This window comes from Pseudomonas idahonensis, assembly GCF_037903935.1.
Lineage (GTDB): Bacteria > Pseudomonadota > Gammaproteobacteria > Pseudomonadales > Pseudomonadaceae > Aquipseudomonas > Aquipseudomonas danubii.
This window is the reverse complement of sequence record NZ_CP149586.1, coordinates 3,666,955-3,684,953: the sequence shown is the minus strand read 5'-3', so window position 1 is coordinate 3,684,953 and position 17,999 is coordinate 3,666,955. Positions and strand designations below refer to the sequence as shown.

The 17,999-nt window shown below is 63.9% G+C and carries 16 protein-coding genes; 11 read left to right on the top strand and 5 right to left on the bottom strand.

Annotated elements, in window-relative coordinates; all coding sequences use genetic code 11:
* Positions 1 to 65 precede the first annotated feature (65 nt).
* The gene (locus tag WIN67_RS16565) at positions 66 to 578 is read left to right on the top strand and encodes a GNAT family N-acetyltransferase (protein ID WP_296413250.1); all 513 of its coding nucleotides are present in this window, start codon (positions 66 to 68) and stop codon (positions 576 to 578) included.
* Positions 579 to 1,013: 435 nt separating this feature from the next.
* Here the strand turns inward: WIN67_RS16565 and WIN67_RS16560 are convergent, their stop codons facing one another.
* Positions 1,014 to 1,706: an aspartate/glutamate racemase family protein gene (locus WIN67_RS16560; protein WP_102879168.1), complete on the bottom strand. Its 693-nt coding sequence runs from the start codon at positions 1,704 to 1,706 to the stop codon at positions 1,014 to 1,016.
* A gap of 78 nt (positions 1,707 to 1,784) precedes the next feature.
* Between WIN67_RS16560 and WIN67_RS16555 the strand changes: the two genes are divergently transcribed.
* The gene (locus WIN67_RS16555; RefSeq protein ID WP_267268283.1) at positions 1,785 to 2,591 is read left to right on the top strand and encodes a helix-turn-helix domain-containing protein; all 807 of its coding nucleotides are present in this window, start codon (positions 1,785 to 1,787) and stop codon (positions 2,589 to 2,591) included.
* A gap of 156 nt (positions 2,592 to 2,747) precedes the next feature.
* Positions 2,748 to 3,239, top strand: coding sequence for a hypothetical protein (locus WIN67_RS16550; protein WP_102879170.1), 492 nt, complete (start codon positions 2,748 to 2,750; stop codon positions 3,237 to 3,239).
* Positions 3,240 to 3,436: 197 nt separating this feature from the next.
* Here the strand turns inward: WIN67_RS16550 and WIN67_RS16545 are convergent, their stop codons facing one another.
* Both WIN67_RS16545 and ccoN read right to left on the bottom strand, forming a co-directional pair.
* Positions 3,437 to 3,655, bottom strand: coding sequence for a CcoQ/FixQ family Cbb3-type cytochrome c oxidase assembly chaperone (locus WIN67_RS16545; RefSeq protein ID WP_102863416.1), 219 nt, complete (start codon positions 3,653 to 3,655; stop codon positions 3,437 to 3,439).
* Positions 3,656 to 3,715: 60 nt separating this feature from the next.
* Positions 3,716 to 5,143 carry a cytochrome-c oxidase, cbb3-type subunit I gene (gene ccoN, locus WIN67_RS16540; protein ID WP_102863417.1) on the bottom strand — a complete coding sequence of 476 codons (1,428 nt, stop codon included), beginning with the start codon at positions 5,141 to 5,143 and terminating at the stop codon, positions 3,716 to 3,718.
* 273 nt (positions 5,144 to 5,416) lie between these two features.
* Between ccoN and WIN67_RS16535 the strand changes: the two genes are divergently transcribed.
* The 3 genes from WIN67_RS16535 to WIN67_RS16525 all read left to right on the top strand — a co-directional run bounded on the left by WIN67_RS16535 (position 5,417) and on the right by WIN67_RS16525 (position 8,429).
* Positions 5,417 to 7,090, top strand: a complete 1,674-nt coding sequence (locus tag WIN67_RS16535; protein ID WP_102863418.1) for a nitrite/sulfite reductase — start codon at positions 5,417 to 5,419, stop codon at positions 7,088 to 7,090.
* On the top strand, positions 7,087 to 7,581 hold the full coding sequence (locus WIN67_RS16530) for a DUF934 domain-containing protein (protein WP_102879172.1): 495 nt from the start codon (positions 7,087 to 7,089) through the stop codon (positions 7,579 to 7,581). Before WIN67_RS16535 ends, WIN67_RS16530 begins: the two co-directional genes overlap by 4 nt.
* A gap of 176 nt (positions 7,582 to 7,757) precedes the next feature.
* Positions 7,758 to 8,429, top strand: coding sequence for a DUF3313 domain-containing protein (locus tag WIN67_RS16525; RefSeq protein ID WP_102879173.1), 672 nt, complete (start codon positions 7,758 to 7,760; stop codon positions 8,427 to 8,429).
* 41 nt (positions 8,430 to 8,470) lie between these two features.
* On the opposite strand, the gene WIN67_RS16520 is transcribed toward WIN67_RS16525, so the two are convergent.
* Positions 8,471 to 9,451 carry a DUF3829 domain-containing protein gene (locus tag WIN67_RS16520; protein ID WP_339069329.1) on the bottom strand — a complete coding sequence of 327 codons (981 nt, stop codon included), beginning with the start codon at positions 9,449 to 9,451 and terminating at the stop codon, positions 8,471 to 8,473.
* Complete coding sequence (locus WIN67_RS16515) at positions 9,448 to 11,070, bottom strand: J domain-containing protein (RefSeq protein WP_110596851.1); 1,623 nt, start codon at positions 11,068 to 11,070, stop codon at positions 9,448 to 9,450. Before WIN67_RS16515 ends, WIN67_RS16520 begins: the two co-directional genes overlap by 4 nt.
* 387 nt (positions 11,071 to 11,457) lie before the next feature.
* On the opposite strand from WIN67_RS16515, the gene WIN67_RS16510 reads away from it, so the two are divergent.
* The 5 genes from WIN67_RS16510 (at position 11,458) to WIN67_RS16490 (ending at position 17,976) form a co-directional block, all read left to right on the top strand.
* Complete coding sequence (locus tag WIN67_RS16510; protein WP_110653297.1) at positions 11,458 to 11,916, top strand: SRPBCC family protein; 459 nt, start codon at positions 11,458 to 11,460, stop codon at positions 11,914 to 11,916.
* A 30-nt stretch (positions 11,917 to 11,946) separates the two neighbouring features.
* On the top strand, positions 11,947 to 12,624 hold the full coding sequence (locus WIN67_RS16505; RefSeq protein ID WP_339069327.1) for a type 1 glutamine amidotransferase domain-containing protein: 678 nt from the start codon (positions 11,947 to 11,949) through the stop codon (positions 12,622 to 12,624).
* Positions 12,625 to 12,879: 255 nt separating this feature from the next.
* Positions 12,880 to 13,380, top strand: coding sequence for a thiol peroxidase (gene tpx / locus WIN67_RS16500; protein ID WP_102863425.1), 501 nt, complete (start codon positions 12,880 to 12,882; stop codon positions 13,378 to 13,380).
* A 178-nt stretch (positions 13,381 to 13,558) separates the two neighbouring features.
* Positions 13,559 to 14,881: an MdtA/MuxA family multidrug efflux RND transporter periplasmic adaptor subunit gene (locus WIN67_RS16495; protein ID WP_110653295.1), complete on the top strand. Its 1,323-nt coding sequence runs from the start codon at positions 13,559 to 13,561 to the stop codon at positions 14,879 to 14,881.
* Positions 14,878 to 17,976, top strand: coding sequence for an MdtB/MuxB family multidrug efflux RND transporter permease subunit (locus WIN67_RS16490; protein WP_102863427.1), 3,099 nt, complete (start codon positions 14,878 to 14,880; stop codon positions 17,974 to 17,976). Before WIN67_RS16495 ends, WIN67_RS16490 begins: the two co-directional genes overlap by 4 nt.
* Positions 17,977 to 17,999: the final 23 nt, after the last annotated feature.

Sequence of the window (17,999 nt, the reverse complement as noted above, 5' to 3'; positions counted from 1 at the left end):
CCTCGCCAGAGTCGCACTCATGCCCTTACACTCGATGGCCATTTCCATTTCAAGGAAGACCGGCCATGCCTAACGCCAATCCCACTATCGTTATCGAGCGTTGCACCGAAGCCCATATCGAGGGTCTGACGGCGCTGTACAGCGAACCCAGCGTGGCGGCCCAGACCCTGCAACTGCCTTACCAGTCCCGCGAGTTGTGGCGCAAACGGGTAGGGCTGGGGCAGGACCACGAAGGGCTGGTTGCCTTGGTGGCGCTGCACCAGGGCGCGGTGATCGGCAATTGCAGCCTGATGCAGGTGGCGCGGGTGCGCCGCGCCCATTGCGCAGACGTGGCCATGGGGGTGTCCCCGGCCTGGCAGCGCCAGGGCGTCGGCAGCCGTCTGCTGGCGGCGGTACTGGAGGTGGCGGATAACTGGATGAACCTGCGCCGGGTCGAACTCACGGTGTATGCCGACAACCAGGCGGCCATCGGCCTGTACCAGAAGTTCGGCTTTGAAACCGAAGGCCAACTGCGGGACTACGCCATCCGTGGCGGGCAATACGTCGACGTGCTGAGCATGGCCCGTCTGCGTCGTTGAGGCCGGGTTTGTGTAGCCGCTGCCGCAGGCTGCGAACGGCTCAGCAGGAGACGCAGGAATCTTGAGTCCGCCCAAGATTGACAGGCGATCGCCAAGCAAGGCCCTGCGGGCCTTCGCGCAGCCTCGCCAGGGCTCGGCAGCGGCTACAGGTCAGTGCCGAGCCAGGTTTTGTAGCCGCTGCCGCAGGCTGCGATCGGCTCCGCAGGAGACGCAGGGATCTTGAGTCCGCCCGAGGCTCGGCAGGCGATCGCCAAGCAAGGCCCTGCGGGCCTTTGCGCAGCCTCGCCAGGGCTCGGCAGCGGCTACAGGTCAGTGCCGAGCCATTTTGTAGCCGCTGCCGCAGGCTGCGATCGGCTCCGCAGGAGACGCAAAGATCTTGAGTCCGCCCCAGGTTCGGCAGGCGATCGCCAAGCAAGGCCCTGCGGGCCTTGAGGTTCACTCCAGCAAAGCAAAATCCACCGCCGCCCGGGCATGTAATTCGGTGGTGTCGAGCAGGGGCAGGGGGCTGTGCTCTGGCTTGAGCAGTAGGCCGATTTCCGTGCAGCCGAGGATGATGGCCTGGGCGCCGCGGGCCCTGAGTGATTCGATCACCTGCTGGTACACCCGGCGCGACGCGTCGCTGATGACCCCCACGCACAATTCCTCGTAGATGATCCGGTGCACCGCCTGGCGCTCCTGCGCATCGGGCACCAGCACATTCAGTCCTTGTTGGCTCAGGCGGCTCTTGAGGAACTCCTGCTCCATGGTGAAGGCGGTGCCCAGCAGCCCGACGTTCAGGGTGCCTGCCGCCAGCGCGGCCTGGGCCGTGGGGTCGGCGATATGCAGGAAGGGCACGGCAGTGGCCGCCTGAATCTGCTCGGCCACCTTGTGCATGGTGTTGGTACAGAGCACCAGGCACTCGGCGCCGCCGTCCTGCAATCGCTGGGCGGCGTCTATCAGAATCCGCGCCGCTTCATCCCAGCGCCCGGCGTGCTGGGCCTGTTCGACAGGCCCGAAGTCGACGCTGTACATTAGCAACCGCGCCGAGCGCAGCGGCCCCAATTGATCGCGAACCTGCTGATTGATCAGGCGGTAGTATTCAGCGCTGGACTCCCAGCTCATGCCGCCGATCAGGCCGATGGTGCGCATGGGCAACTCCTCTGTGGTGTGGGTGAGTGAGCTTCAGTTTCGTCTCGCCTGAGCTGGCGATCTATCAGGAAATTTCACATGCCCGAGGTCCTCGAACACCGTCTGCTGGGCGGTCGGCTGCTTCTGCAACTGTTGCCCGCAGCCGCCTACAGCGCGCGCGATCCGGCGCAGTGGCAGACCCTGGGCGTGACCCTGGAGCGCCAGCGCGGGGTGCATGCCATCGACTCCGATCGGCGTGAGGATTTCGACACCTGGCCCGGCACCCTGGCCTTGACGCCCAAGGGCGTTGAGGTGTTCTCCGAATCTGCCCGTGGCGGCGAATACCTGCTGGCGCGCTGGCAGGAGCAGACGCCGCTGATCCCCGGCGAGCGCCGCCTGCAGCGTCCGGGGCATGCCGAGGCCCTGGCCCTGGGGCGTGAGGCCCGGCGCCTGCTCTTGGCGCCTGTCATCGATGAGTTGGCCCTGGAGCACTGTGCCCTGGCCTTTGTCGGCCTGTCCCAGTCCCGCCACATTCCTACGGCGCCGTTACCACGGCTGGGGCAGGTGCTGGAGCAGATGGCCGACCAGTACGCCCAGCCCTTGTCCCTGGCGCAATTGGCACTCACTTACGGTCACAACGAACTGCGCCTGCTGCGGGACTTTCGCCGCGCCGTCGGCATGACGCCCCATGCCTGGATCACCGAGGTGCGGCTGCAGGCAGCCCGGCGCTTGCTGGAGCGCACGGACCTGCCCCTGGCGGCCATTGCCCACGACAGCGGCTTTGCCCACCAATCGCACCTGGGCAGCGCCTTGCGCAAAAGCCTCGGCCTGACCCCGCGCCAGTACCGGCTGCGTTTTCACTCCTGTCTCCCTGTACCTGTCCGGTATCCCAGCCGCGGGCAGTAAACGGCCCGCAGCGACATGCAGGGGCAAGGCCGGTGCCAGCGGCTAGAGGAATGGGCTGGCCCTGGGGTAAACACCCCAACGCCCGGGACCGGCATCTGCCATGATCAATACCGGCGACCTGCAGTTCCCAAAGGTCGATGCCAGGGACACACCGCAATGGACGATATCCAGCAACTGGGCGAGATGCTCCGCCACTACGCCGCCAGCGAAGCCCACAAGAAGCAGCTGTTCGACAGCCAGTCGGTGGTTTGGGCCCGGCGTATTCATGAGCTGTTCGGGCAGATTGAACAGTGGCTGGCACCGGTGCTGCTGCCGGATCTGCTGGAGCTGCACCGCGAGCCTTATGTGGCCTTCAGTCCGGCATTGCCGTTGGAAAGCTCCAGCTTCTACAGCGAGAAGCTGACCATCGTCATCGCTGGCAAACCAGTGGAGTTCGTCCCGGATGTGATGGGGCCCAATGGGCAGATTTCCCTGGCGGTGATCGGCCTGACGGCGGCGCGCCTGGGCAGTGTTTCCCTGGTGGGCGAGGCCAGCGGCGCCTGGCAATGGCGCAAGACCAACGGCCTCAAGGACCCCGACACCTTCGTTTTCGACGGCAACTTCCTGGCGGCCCAATTGCAGAGCCTGATCCCCCGCGAGCGCGCCTGATGCAGGCGCTGGCTCGCCGGCGAAAGCGAGCGCCGGCCATGTGCAGGTCTTGCGGGCCCCTTCGCCGGCAAGCCGGCTCTTATGGGTAACACGCAGCACCGGCAACTTTAGGCGCTGGCTTGCCAGCGAAAGCGGCCTCCGGCCATGTACAAGTCTTGCGGGCCTCTTTGCCGGCAAACCGGCTCCTACGGAGTGCGTTACATGTCCAGGTTGATCCATCCCGGCTTGGGCTCTTCCGGCGCCACGGCATTGATCTTCTTGCCGGTGGCCACTTCCACGCGATGCGCTACGTCGGGGTCGTCGGCAAAGGGAATCAGGCTGGCGTCATCCAGGCTCTTGGCGCTCTGGTGGCGCAGGCAGTACTCGATGCTGAGGTAGAGAAACGCCACCCCCAGCAGATTGAACAGAATATCCATCGCTCATCCGGCTCCCTAAAGAAAGCCGCCGGTCACTGGGACCGGCGGGCAATGCCTGGCTCAGGCGATCTGCGCGTCGCTCAGGGCCAGTTCTTCATCGGCCACGCGTACGGTGCGCCAGGTGTTGTAGGCCATCAGCAGCATGCCGCTGAGGAAGAACACACCACCGGCAAAACGCACCACGAACCCCGGATGGCTGGCCACCAGGGCCTCGACGAAGGAGTAGGTGAGGGTGCCGTCTTCGTTGACCGCGCGCCACATCAGGCCCTGGGTGATGCCGTTGACCCACATTGAAGCGATGTAGAGCACGGTGCCGATGGTGGCCAGCCAGAAGTGCAGGTTGATCAGTGGCACGCTGTACATCTGCTCGCGGCCGAAGACCTTGGGCACCATGTGGTAGATCGCGCCGAAGGTGATCATTGCCACCCAGCCCAGGGCCCCGGCGTGCACATGGCCGATGGTCCAGTCGGTGTAGTGGGACAGGGCGTTGACGGTCTTGATCGCCATCATCGGGCCTTCGAAGGTCGACATGCCGTAGAACGCCAGGGACAGCACCAGAAAGCGCAGGATCGGGTCGGTGCGCAACTTATGCCAGGCGCCCGAGAGGGTCATCATGCCGTTGATCATGCCGCCCCAGCTGGGGGCCAGGAGGATCAGCGACATGGCCATGCCCAGGGACTGGGCCCAGTCCGGCAGGGCGGTGTAGTGCAAGTGGTGCGGGCCAGCCCAGATGTACAGGGTGATCAGCGCCCAGAAGTGCACGATGGACAGGCGATAGGAATACACCGGGCGTCCCACTTGCTTGGGCACGAAGTAGTACATCATCCCGAGAAAGCCGGTGGTCAGGAAGAAGCCCACGGCGTTGTGCCCGTACCACCACTGGACCATGGCGTCGGTGGCGCCGGAATACACCGGGTAGGACTTGAACCAGTCCACCGGGATCGACAGGTGGTTGACCACATGAAGCATGGCGATCACCAGGATGAAGGCACCGAAGAACCAGTTGCCGACATAGATGTGCTGGCTCTTGCGCCGCACCACCGTGGTGAAGAAGACGATGGCATAGGCCACCCAGACCACCGCCATCCACACCGCGCCGGCGAATTCGATCTCGGCGTATTCCTTGGTGGTGGTGTAGCCCAGGGGCAGGGTGATCAGCATGATCACGATCACCGACTGCCAGCCCCAGAAGGTGAAGGCGGCCAGGGTGTCGGAGTACAGCCGCACCTGGCAGGTACGCTGTACGGCGTAGTAGCTGGCGGCGAACTGGGCGCTGCCGGCAAAGCCGAAGATCACCAGGCTGGTGTGCAGCGGCCGCAGGCGGCCGAAGGTGCTCCAGGGCAGATCGAGGTTCATCTCCGGCCACACCAGTTGCGAGGCGATCCACACCCCCATGGCCATGCCGATCACGCCCCATACCACGGTTGCGACGACGAATTGGCGAACCACCTTGTAGTTGTAAGCCTGTCCGATTGTTGCTGAGTTCATGGTCAATGCTTCCACGTTTGCAAAGTCTTGCCAGGCCACCCGGTCTGGCACGGGGTGCACTGTAGGAATCAGCGGGGAAACAAAACAGGCTCAGAAAAACTGCATTAATACGGATCAGATTTATCTCATGTCCACGGCGCTGTGGTGGCCGCTGATATGGTTTTTTAGTTTTTACCTGAATCTGTAACGTTCTGCGCCGTACGCGCATAGTCGCCCCCTCACAATACGCGCCGTTTCGAGCACGACCAGCACCGATGAGGATGAGGTAGGCACATGTATCAGTACGACGACTATGACCGGGCCCTGGTCTTTGAGCGGGTGGCGCAGTTTCGTGATCAGGTCGAGCGCTTCATGGGCGGCCAACTGAGTGAGGAGGAGTTCCTGCCCCTGCGCCTGCAGAACGGCCTGTATATGCAGAAGCACGCCTACATGCTGCGGGTGGCGATTCCCTACGGCACCCTGAGTGCCCGGCAGATGCGTACCCTGGCCAGCATCGCCCGGGATTTCGACCGCGGCTACGGTCACTTCACCACCCGGCAGAACCTGCAGTTCAACTGGATCGAGCTGGCCCAGGTGCCGGACATCCTGCAGCGCCTGGCCGAGGTGGAGATGCACGCCATCCAGACCTCCGGCAACTGCGTACGCAACATCACCACCGAGGCCTTTGCCGGGGTCGCCGCCGATGAGTACCTGGACCCGCGCCCCCTGGCGGAGATCCTGCGCCAGTGGTCCACCATCAACCCGGAATTCCTGTTCCTGCCGCGCAAGTTCAAGATCGCCATCTGCTCGGCCAGGCAGGACCGCGCGGCGATCATGATGCATGACATCGGCCTGTATCTTTATCGTGCCCGCAGCGGCGAAATGCTTTTGCGCGTGATCGTCGGCGGAGGCCTGGGGCGCACGCCGATCCTTGGCCTGCAGATTCGTGACGGGCTGCCCTGGCAGCACCTGCTGTCCTACGTCGAAGCGGTGCTGCGGGTCTACAACCGCTATGGCCGGCGTGACAACAAGTACAAGGCGCGGATCAAGATCCTGGTCAAGGCCCTGGGCATCGAGGCCTTCGCCAAGGAAGTGGAGGAGGAGTGGCAGCACCTCAAGGATGGTCCGGCACAGCTCACCGACGAAGAGTACCAACGGGTCGCCAGCGCCTTCGTGCCGCCGATCTACGAGCGCCTGGCGGACACCGATCTGGATTACGGCAGCCACCTGGCCGAGTCGCCGGCCTTCGCCCGCTGGGTGGCGCGCAATGTGCACCCGCACAAGGTGCCGGGTTACACCTGCGTGGTGCTGTCCACCAAACCGGGGCCAAGCTCGCCGCCGGGGGACGTCACCGGTCAGCAGATGGAGGCGGTGGCCGACTGGTCCGAGCGTTTCGGCTTCGGCGAGATCCGTATTGCCCATGAACAGAACATCGTCTTGCCGGATGTGCCCAAGTCGCAGCTGTTCGAGCTTTGGCAGTGTGCCTCTGAGCACGGCCTGGGCACCGCCAACGCGGGCTTGCTGACCGACATCATCGCCTGCCCGGGCGGCGACTTCTGTGCCCTGGCCAACGCCAGGTCGCTGCCGATTACCCTGGCCATCCAGCAGCGCTTCGAGGACCTGGACTACCTCCATGACCTGGGGGACATCAGCCTGAACATCTCCGGCTGCATGAACGCCTGCGGCCACCACCACATCGGCAATATCGGCATCCTCGGGGTCGACAAGAACGGCAGCGAGTGGTTCCAGGTCACCCTGGGCGGCGCCAAGGGGCGTGACAGCGCCCTGGGCAAGGTGATCGGGCCGTCCTTCAGCGCCGAGGAAATCCCCGAAGTGATCGAGCGCATCATCGCCACCTTCGTGCGCTACCGCGAAAGCGACGAACCCTTCGTCGAGACCCTGCAGCGCATCGGCCTGGAGCCGTTCAAGGAGCGGGTCTATCCCAAGGCCCTGGAGGCGCTGGCATGAACAATCTGCTGCGGCTGTGCGAGGGCGAAGCCCAATTGGTCGAGGACGATGCCTGGAGCCTGGTGCGCGGGGTTGACGATACGCTGCCCGACGGGCCGCTGATCCTGCCCCTGGCTCTGTGGCTGATGCGTCGCATCGAGCATCACCCGGCCCGGGACGGCGTATGGATCGGCCCGGATGACGAAGTGGAAAGCCTCAAGCCCTGGCTCAAGCTGATCCCGCTGATTGCCGTGGACTTCCCGAGCTTTCGTGATGGCCGGGGCTACAGCCAGGCCTACCTGCTGCGTACCCGCCTGGGCTGGATGGGCGAGTTGCGGGCCATTGGCGACGTGCTGCGCGATCAACTGAGCCATATGCGCCAGTGCGGCTTCGACAGCTTTGCCGTGCGCGAAGACAAATGCGCCCTGGACGCTCTCAAGGGACTGGTGGGCATGAGCGTGCTCTATGGCCGCTCAGTGATCGAGCCCCGCCCGCTGTTCCGCCGCCGGTAACCGCCGGCACCTTTCCCGTAGGAGCCGGCTTGCCGGCGAAGGGGCCCCGAAGATGGCTTTCGCCGGGGCCCCTGGGGCCTTTCCATCCTAAAAACACCCTGCCCAGCGACAAACTTTTGGCTATACCTGTAACTCCCCTGGCCAGTTTCTGGCTGTTTCACCTACAGGAGTTACCCATGAAACTTGCATTAATGATCGGCACGGCGTGCCTTGCCTCTTTGGCCATGGTCGGCTGCTCCAGCAACGTGACCCAGCCCGATGAATACTCCGGGTTTCTCCAGGATTACAGCCGACTCAAGGAGGCCAAGTCGCCCTCCGGGGTGGAGGTGATGCGCTGGATCGATCCCAAGCTGGATACCGACCGGTACCGGGCGATCTACATCGAACCCACCCAGTTCTATCCGCAGCCACAAGCCACGGCGAAGATTCCCCAGAGCACCCTCGACGGCATCAATCAGTACTACGACCAGGCCCTCAGGCGTGAGGCGGCGCGCAGCCTGCCCCTGGCTCAAGGCCCCGGGCCGGGGGTGCTAGTGGTGCGGGCGGCAATCACGGCGGTCAGCAGTAAAACCGAAGGCCTGAAGCCTTATGAAATCATTCCTGTGGCCCTGGTGGCCGCGGCGGTCAGCACCGCCAGCGGAATTCGCGACCAGCAAACCACGCTGGGCACCGAGGCAGTGTTTCTTGATGGCAGCAGCGGCAAGGTCATTGCCCAGGTGGTGCGCAAGGGCACTGGCAAGCCCCTGGAAAACGACACGCAAGTGATGAAGGCCGATGACGTGAAGAACGTCATCGACGGTTGGGCGGCGGACTTCCACCAATCTTTCGCCAAGTTCAAGGGGCGTTAGGGCCTGGCTGTCCGGCGGCGGCCAACAGCGCCGCTGCCGCTTCAATAGTCCATCTGGGCCTGCTTGTTGTAGTAGCTGAGCAGCGAGTCGTAGGCCCGCATGACGGCGTGATAGTCCTCGCTCAGATGCTGTGGCTCAGCCTGTTTCTGCCAGTCCTGCAGCAGGGCGAGCAAGGCTTGCTGATAGCGCTGCGCCGGCCGCGTGATCTGGCTCCACAGGTAATAGGCCGGTTGCGTGCGGCTGCTCTGTGGTCGGTTGCGCAAGGGCTGCCCGGCATCCCTGGTCCGTTGCAGGTCCTGGCTGGCCTGTGCCAGTTGCGCCGGGGTCAGGGTTTTCTCGTGCATGCCCTGGCTGATCTGCTCCACCGTGAGTCGTGCCTGGATCATGTAGTCCAGCAGGTGCCAGTGGATGTCCTGCCCCAGGCGTTGCTCAAGCAGCCGCTGTTGCTCGCGTCGGGCGCCGATGTCTGCGCTCGCCAGGGCAGCGCGCAGGTCGGCGGAGGCTTGCAGGTAGTGGTCGAACTTGGGCTTGAGCAGGGCAACAGTGGCCGCGTCTTCCTCGGCCGGCATGTAAGCACCGGGTACGGCGCTGGAATGAGCGCGACGGGCCAGGTTGGCCTGGTGCAGTGCGTCGATATAGCGCTCGGCCAAGCCGATCAGCGGGGCGTCGGGTTGCAGGTGGCGCAGCCGATAGAGCATGCGCGGTTCGCAGTCACGGGCGGGCAGGGTATCCATGTTGGTCTTCGCGCCGTCTGCGAAGTCCTTGGCATTGTTCAGCAGGTCGGTGAACGCCGCGCGCCAGGCCGCTTGAGTGCCGTAAGTGTAGTAGCCCAGGCGCCAAGGCACATCGTATTGGTTGACGCAGTCGATCAGCGGCGCCCTGGCCGCGGCCTGGGCGCTGGCGGGGCTGTCCAGGCTGGCCTGCCACAGTTCGAAGCGGGCGATCGGGGCTCCGGCAGCCAGGAGCGCAAACAAGCCGAAAATCAGCGTGCAACCGAAAAGCAACAAGGGGCGTTGGCTCATGGCCGCTCCTCCTTGGGGTACCACTGCTCCTGGGTGGCGGGTGCTGCGCACTCGGGGGTATCGGCCGGCATGCGCGCGCACAGCCGTTCGGTCCAGGGCTGCAGGCCCTGATAACGCCCGGCGGTGTAGCGCTCGTCGAACCACTTGAGGGTGGCGATGACGGCCACCAGCAGCACCAGTCCTGTGCCCAGCAGCAGGCGACGCGGCCAGGGGTTGATGCGTTGCCAGGCGTTCAGCGGGTCGATCTGGCGCTGACGGGCCAGGGCCACCAGCAGCAGGACCCCGAGATAAGTGATAGTGGCTACTGGGTGGATCGCCACGCCCAGCAGTGCGCCCAGTAGCGCCGCGGGCAGCAGGTCGCGGATCAGCTGCACGTCGTGATAGGGCGTCTGGTGCCGAGGCAGGTGTTGGCTGAGGCGCTCGTCCCACTGGAACAGGCGTTGGCTCAGGGGGCGCCAAAGTCGCTGCAGCCCTTCGCCCGCGGCGCAGAAGCACAGGGCCCAGACCAGCGTGACGCCGACAATCTCCCAGGGGCTGGCGTCTTGCCCGCTGTACTGGCTCACGGCGCCGGTCAGGCAGGCCAGGACCACCCCCAGGAGCATCGGCCAGCTGTTGATCGCGTGTTCCCAGTCTCGCCAGAAGTAGGGATTGCTGGCGGGCATGCCGGCGGCGACTTGCGGGTAGTCTGCCGCCAGGCTTGCGGCCAGCTTGTGGCAGGCCTGCCAGTCCAGGTTGCCCAGGTGTCGGGCCCAGGCGCGGCGCTGACTGAAGCTCAGGGGCGCGAGTAACAAGCGTGCCGCACGGTGTTCCGGGGTGCTCGGCGGTTCGCTCGCCAGTTGTTGCTGGTGGGCCAGGTACAGCGGTGCCTGATGGCGTTTCAACAGCCGCGGCCAGAGCTGTTCCGGGCAGTTGTCTGCACTGTTGGTGTGCCAGCCTTGGCCGGCGCAGACCGCCTGGAACACCGCCACCGACCAATAAGGACTGTTGGCCAGTGTCTGTGCCAGCCATTGGTTGAACCATTGTCGGTGTTGCAGGTGCAGCAGCCAGGCATGGGCTGAACGCTGGGCGTAGGCCTTCAGGAACGCCGCTTCATCCTTGGCCTCCAGGGCTGCGGCCAGTGGCTCTTGTACTCGCTGATAGAGCTGCTGCTGCAACTCCTGCACCAGATACTCCGGCAGATCCAGGCGTTGCCAGGCACTCATCCAGCGCAGACGCTCGAACCCCCAGTGCAACACCGCGTCGGCTTGTGCCGGGTGTTCGACGCAATAGCGCAGCAGGGCCAGTTCGAACTCATAGGCGCACGCCTGCTCCTGGGCCTGCTGATAGCGCTGGTCGAGCTGATCGACAGGCAGCTCCTTGAGCAACATGGCCACCCGCTGCACCGGTGACAGTGCCAAGGTTGCCGGCGCGTTGTCTGCCCAGGTCTCGAGCGTCTCCAGGGGCTCGTTCTGTTGCTCCCAATCCTTATGGGCCAGTGCCTCTTCATAGGCGTCGCGCAAGCGTTGGAAACCTTGCGGGTCTTCATCCGGACGGGTCTGCTTGAGCAGCCTGGCGTAGTGGCGCTTGATGGTCCGGGTATCTGCGGTGGCGGGCAGGCCGAGTAGGGTCCAGCAACTCATTGGGCGGTAAAACTCCGTGCAACCGGCAGCAACATCCAGTAATGGATGGAGGAAATTGCGCACCCTACCGGTTTCCCGGATAAAAGTCCTCGACTCGAATCCGTCTATTGAAAAGCAGGAAGGCCAGGACGGCTCAGCGTTGGCCGTAGGGGGCGGCAGGGATCGGGTCTGCGCTGATTTGCCATGCGCGGAAGCTGTGCTCCGAGTTGTATGGGGCTGCTCGGAGGGAATGGACAACCTCAAGTGATTTGTGACTATTGCCTTATTATCTATAAGGTTAATTTAATGTTGTTTATAGAATAATAAAGCCAATAAAAACAACTAGTTATAGGATTATCCTAATCCTGTATGTGATATGTACTCTGGTTGAGGAAGGAGCTTTCAGGTATGCCCGTAGTTGAACGCACGACTTTTCTGGCAGGTTGCAGCCCGGCTCAGGTCCTGGATTTCTGTCTTGAGGGGGCCAACTTTCCGAAGATCTTTCCCGAGCCCGTCACGCCCTTGGGGGGCATCGATCTGCACGATCTGCGGATCAGCGCCGGGCGCCAGTTCAGCTTCAGGCACTGGATGTGGGGTGTCATTCCGGCGACATGGACGGTGGTTATACGTGAGGTGGGCGAGCGGCATTTTGTCGATGAAATGCTCAAGGGGCCGTTGCGAGCCTTTCGCCATGAGCATCGGGTGGAGGCCGCCGAAGGGGGGACCCTGTACACCGACCGGGTGACCTATCGGGCCATCGGCGGTGCACCTTTGGAACGGTTGGTGGTCAACGCCTACATGGCGCGGATTTTCGATGCCCGGCACCGCAACATGGTGCGCTTGCTGAGCGTCGAGCCGTCTTCGTGATTCTCTGTGTGGATAGCCAAGGAGCATGCCGTGAGCAAGAAAATTCTAGTGGTCCTGACCAGCGTGGCCAAGTACCCGACCTTGAACCGTGCCACCGGCCTGTGGCTGGGTGAGGCGGTGCACTTTGTGAAAAAGGTCGAGGCGGCAGGGTTCGAGGTGGATTACGTCAGCCCCAAGGGCGGTTATGTGCCCATCGATCCCCACAGCCTGGCCATGGCGGACGACACCGACTGGCAGTGGTACCAGGACAGCGCTTTCATGAGCCGCCTGGGCGCGACCCTGAAGCCGGAGCAGGTCCGCTCCGAGGATTACCTGGCTATCTATTACGCCGGCGGGCATGGCGTGGTTTGGGATTTCCCCGATAACCCCGAGTTGCAGGCCCTGAGCCGTGACATCTACGAGCAGGGTGGTTATGTCAGTTCGGTCTGCCATGGTGCAGTGGGCTTGCTCAACATCAAGCTGGGGGACGGTTCGTTGCTGATCGCTGGCAAGCAGGTCACCGGGTTCTCCAATGAAGAGGAAAAGCTGGCCGAGCTGGACCAATACGTGCCGTACCTGACGGAAACCGAACTGGTCAAGCGCGGTGCCCTGTACCAGAAGGCCGCCGCGCCCTGGGCACCATTTGCCGTGCAGGATCAGCGGGTGATCACCGGGCAGAACCCGGCCTCCGGCGGCCCGGTAGCGGACCTGCTGCTGGCGCACCTGTAGGAGTCGGCTTGCCGGCGAAAGGGCCCTTGAGCCTTGCGGTGCTCTTGCGGACGTCTTCGCTGGCAAGCCAGCTCCTACGATTACCGATCCATGATCGGCGATCATTGCGCGGCTCGCCGGGGCGTTGCTGAAGCGGTTTGTTGGACAATTTATCCGCCCGGCAATAGGTGCCCGCGCCGTTTCATGCTTAACTTCGGCCTCTCAAGAATTTCTCATTGCTGTTCCATCATCACTGTTCAATAAAGGACTCCGTTCATGGCTCAAGTCACTCTCAAAGGCAACCCGGTTCAGGTCAACGGCCAACTGCCGCAAGTGGGTTCCAAAGCCCCTGCGTTCTCCCTGGTAGGCGCCGGTCTGGCCGATGTTTCCCTGAGCAGCCTCGCCGGCAAGCGCAAGGTGCTGAACATCTTCCCAAGCGTCGACACCCCGACCTGCGCGACCTCGGTACGCAAGTTCAACGCTCAGGCCAACGAGCTGGCCAACACCGTGGTGCTGTGCATCTCCGCTGACCTGCCGTTCGCCCAGGCCCGTTTCTGCGGCGCCGAAGGCCTGGAAAACGTGCAGAACCTGTCGACCCTGCGCGGTCGCGAGTTCATCGAAAACTACGGCGTAGCCATCGCCGACGGCCCGCTGGCCGGCCTGACCGCCCGCGCCGTGGTGGTGCTGGATGAAAACGACACCGTGCTGCACAGCGAGCTGGTCAAGGAAATCGCCGAAGAGCCGAACTACGACGCGGCCCTGGCCGTGCTCAAGTAACAGGTTTTACAATTATTCACGGCCTGGCTCTGTCCAGGCCGTTTTTATTTGTGCTTCAGTGGCTTAGCGCCGCACCTTGAAACGTCAGTCAAAGGTAAATTGCCGGTAAAGGCGCTTTGCTAAAACCGCTCTAGTGCTTATCTTTCAGCCTTCCCCAAAGAAGACTCCCACGCGCCCAATGGTTGATCACTCCATGCAATCCTCTGCTCCCCGCAACTCTCGTCGCTGGCTGTTCGGCCTGTTTGTCCTGCTGCTGGTGATCGGCCTGTGCTGGAAATTCTGGCCCGCCGGCAGCGCCCCCAAAGAGGGTGCTCAGGCGAAGGCCGCGGCCGGGCATACCGGACGCAGCGGCAGCCTGCGCCCTGGCTTCGGCGGTGCCAGCGGGCCGATCCCGGTGCGGGTGGCGCCGGTGACTCAGGGTGACTTCCCGCTGTACTACAAGGCTCTGGGCACGGTGACGGCACTCAACACCATCAATGTGCGTAGCCGGGTAGCGGGGGAGTTGGTCAAGGTCAACTTCGAGGAGGGGCAAATGGTCAAGGCCGGCGACTTGCTGGCGCAGATCGATCCGCGTCCTTATCAGAATGCCTTGCTCCAGGCCGAGGGCACCCTGCTGCAGAACCAGGCCCAGCTGAAGAACGCCCAGGTCGACCTTGAGCGTTATCGCGGCCTGTACGCCCAGGACAGCATCGCCAAACAGACCCTGGACACCGCTGCGGCGCTGGTGGGCCAGTACCAGGGCACGGTCAAGACCAATCAGGCGGCGGTCAACGACGCCAAGCTCAACCTCGAATTCACCAATATCCGTGCGCCCATCGCCGGACGCGTGGGCTTGCGTCAGCTGGACGTGGGCAACCTGGTGTCGGCCAATGACACCACGGCACTGGTGATCATCACCCAGACCCAGCCCATCAGCGTGGCCTTCACCCTGCCGGAGAACAGCCTGGACACCGTGCTCAAGCGCTACCACAGCGGCGCCAAGCTGCCGGTGGAAGCCTGGGACCGGGGCGATGTGAAATTGCAGGCCAGCGGCATGCTGCAGAGCCTGGACAACCAGATCGACACCACCACCGGCACCCTGAAGTTCAAGGCGCGCTTCGATAACCGCGACCAGGGCCTGTTTCCCAATCAGTTCGTCAATGTGCGGCTGCTGGCCGACACCCTGAAGAACGTGGTGCTGGCGCCTTCGGCAGCGATCCAGTTCGGCACCAACGGCACCTTCGTCTACGCCCTGGATGGTGATAACAAGGTGAAGATCCGCCAACTGCAGGTGAGCGACAGCAACGGCGACCTGACGGTGATCAAGGACGGCCTCAAGGCCGGCGACCGTGTGGTGATGGAAGGCACCGACCGCCTCAAGGACGGCAGCGAGGTGGAAGTGGTCAACGACAGCAGCGAAGTGCCCACCAGCCCCACCGAACACCTGCAGGGCAAGCCCGCCGCTGCACCGGCCGCGGATGGCAAGCCGGCTGATGGCAAGGCGCAAAAGGTCGGCGCATGAATTTCTCGCGACTGTTCATCCTGCGTCCGGTAGCCACCACCCTGAGCATGCTGGCCATTGTCCTGGCCGGCCTGATCGCCTATCGCCTGTTGCCGGTCTCGGCCTTGCCCCAGGTGGACTACCCGACCATCCGGGTCATGACCCTGTACCCCGGGGCCAGCCCGGACGTGATGACCAGCGCGGTCACCGCGCCCCTGGAGCGCCAGTTCGGGCAGATGCCCGGCCTGACCCAAATGGCCTCCACCAGCTCCGGTGGCGCCTCGGTGCTGACCCTGCGTTTCAGCCTCGACATCAATATGGACGTGGCCGAGCAACAGGTGCAGGCGGCCATCAACGCCGCCACCAACTTGCTGCCCAAGGATCTGCCGGCGCCGCCGGTGTACAACAAGGTCAACCCGGCGGACACCCCGGTGCTGACCCTGGCCATCACTTCCAAGACCATGCTGCTGCCCAAGCTCAATGACTTGGTCGACACCCGCATGGCACAGAAGATCGCCCAGATCAGCGGCGTCGGCATGGTCAGCATCGCCGGGGGCCAGCGCCAGGCGGTGCGGATCAAGGTCAACCCCGAGGCTTTGGCGGCCAATGGCCTGAACCTGGCGGATGTGCGCACCTTGATTGCCGCGTCCAACGTCAATCAGCCCAAGGGCAACTTCGACGGCCCGACCCGGGTCTCCATGCTCGATGCCAACGACCAGCTGACCTCGCCCAAGGATTACGCCGAGCTGATCCTGGCCTACAAGAATGGCGCACCGCTGCGCCTGAAGGATGTCGCCGAGATCGTCGACGGCGCCGAGAACGAGCGGCTGGCGGCCTGGGCCAACGAAAACCAGGCAGTGCTGCTCAATATCCAGCGCCAGCCCGGGGCCAACGTGATCGAGGTGGTGGACCGGATCAAGGCGCTGCTGCCGAGCATCACCGACAACCTGCCGGCGGGCCTGGACGTCACGGTGCTCACCGACCGCACCCAGACCATCCGCGCCTCGGTCAAGGATGTGCAGCACGAGCTGTTCATCGCCATCGCCCTGGTGGTGATGGTGACCTTCCTCTTTCTGCGTCGCGCCAGCGCCACCCTCATTCCGTCGATTGCCGTGCCGCTGTCACTGATCGGCACCTTCGGGGTGATGTACCTGGCCGGTTTTTCGGTGAACAACCTGACCCTGATGGCCCTGACCATCGCCACCGGTTTCGTGGTGGACGATGCCATCGTCATGCTGGAGAACATCTCGCGCTTTATCGAGGAGGGCGACAGCCCGATGCAGGCGGCGCTCAAGGGCGCCAAGCAGATCGGCTTCACCCTGATCTCCCTGACCCTGTCGCTGATCGCGGTGCTGATTCCGCTGCTGTTCATGGCGGATGTGGTGGGCCGGCTGTTCCGCGAATTCGCCATCACCCTGGCGGTGGCCATCCTGATTTCCCTGGTGGTGTCCCTGACCCTGACGCCGATGATGTGCGCGCGGTTGCTCAAGCGTGAGCCCAAGCCTGAAGAGCAGGGGCGCTTCTACCGCGCCAGCGGCGCCTGGATCGACTGGTTGATCGAAAGCTACGGGCGCAAGTTGCAATGGGTGCTCAAGCATCAGTTCCTGACGCTGATGGTGGCCGTCGGCACCCTGGGCCTGACCGTGTTCCTGTACCTGGTGGTGCCCAAGGGCTTCTTCCCGGTGCAGGACACCGGAGTCATCCAGGGCATTTCCGAGGCGCCGCAGTCGGTATCCTTCGCCGCCATGAGCCAACGCCAGCAAGACCTGGCGAAGATCATCCTGCAGGACCCGGCCGTGGAAAGCCTGTCGTCCTACATCGGCGTCGACGGCGACAACGCGACCCTCAACAGTGGCCGTCTGCTGATCAACCTCAAGCCCCACAACCAGCGTGACCTGAGCGCGGCCCAGGTGATTGCACGGATTCAGCCTGAGGTGGACAAACTGCTGGGCATCCGCCTGTTCATGCAGCCGGTGCAGGATCTGACCATCGAGGACCGGGTCAGTCGTACCCAGTATCAGTTCAGCCTGTCTTCGCCGGACGCCGAGCTGCTGGCCCTGTGGAGCGGGCGCCTGAGCGAAGCCCTGGCCCAGCGCCCGGAACTCACCGACGTGGCCAGCGACCTGCAGGACAAGGGCCTGCAGGTGTACCTGGTGATCGACCGCGATGCGGCGTCCCGGGTCGGGGTTTCGGTGGCCAACATCACCGACGCCCTGTATGACGCCTTCGGCCAGCGGCAGATTTCCACCATCTACACCCAGGCCAGCCAGTACCGGGTGGTGCTCCAGGCCCAGGCCGGCGAGCGCATCGGCCCCCAGGCCCTGGAGCAGATCCACGTCAAGACCACCGACGGCGGGCAAGTGCGGCTGTCGAGCCTGGCCCATGTCGAGGAGCGCCAGGCGCAACTGGCCATCGCCCATATCGGCCAGTTCCCGGCGGTGATGATGTCCTTCAACCTGGCGCCCGGTGTGGCCCTGGGGGAGGCGGTGAACGTCATCGAACAGGTGCAGCAGGACATTGGCATGCCAGTGGGGGTGCAGACCCGCTTCCAGGGCGCCGCCGAGGCCTTCCAGGCCTCGCTGTCGAGCACCTTGCTGCTGATCCTGGCGGCGGTGGTGACCATGTACATCGTCCTGGGGGTGCTCTACGAGAGCTACATCCACCCGATCACCATTCTCTCCACCCTGCCTTCGGCGGCGGTGGGGGCCTTGCTGGCGCTGATCCTTAGCGGCAATGACCTGGGCATGATCGCGATCATCGGCATCATCCTGCTGATCGGCATCGTCAAGAAGAACGCGATCATGATGATCGACTTCGCCCTCGACGCCGAACGCCACCAGGGCATGGCCCCGGAGCAGGCGATCTATCAGGCGGCGCTGCTGCGGTTCCGGCCGATCCTGATGACCACCCTGGCGGCGCTGTTCGGCGCCGTGCCGCTGATGCTGGCCACGGGTTCGGGTGCCGAGCTGCGCCAGCCCCTGGGCCTGGTGATGGTCGGCGGCCTGCTGGTGAGCCAGGTGCTGACCCTGTTCACCACGCCGGTGATCTACCTGTACTTCGACCGCCTGGGCCGGCGCTTCGGCAAAGGTGAAGACGCCCAAGAGGTGGAGGCATGAAGGGCCGCAGCCAGCCTCCAGCC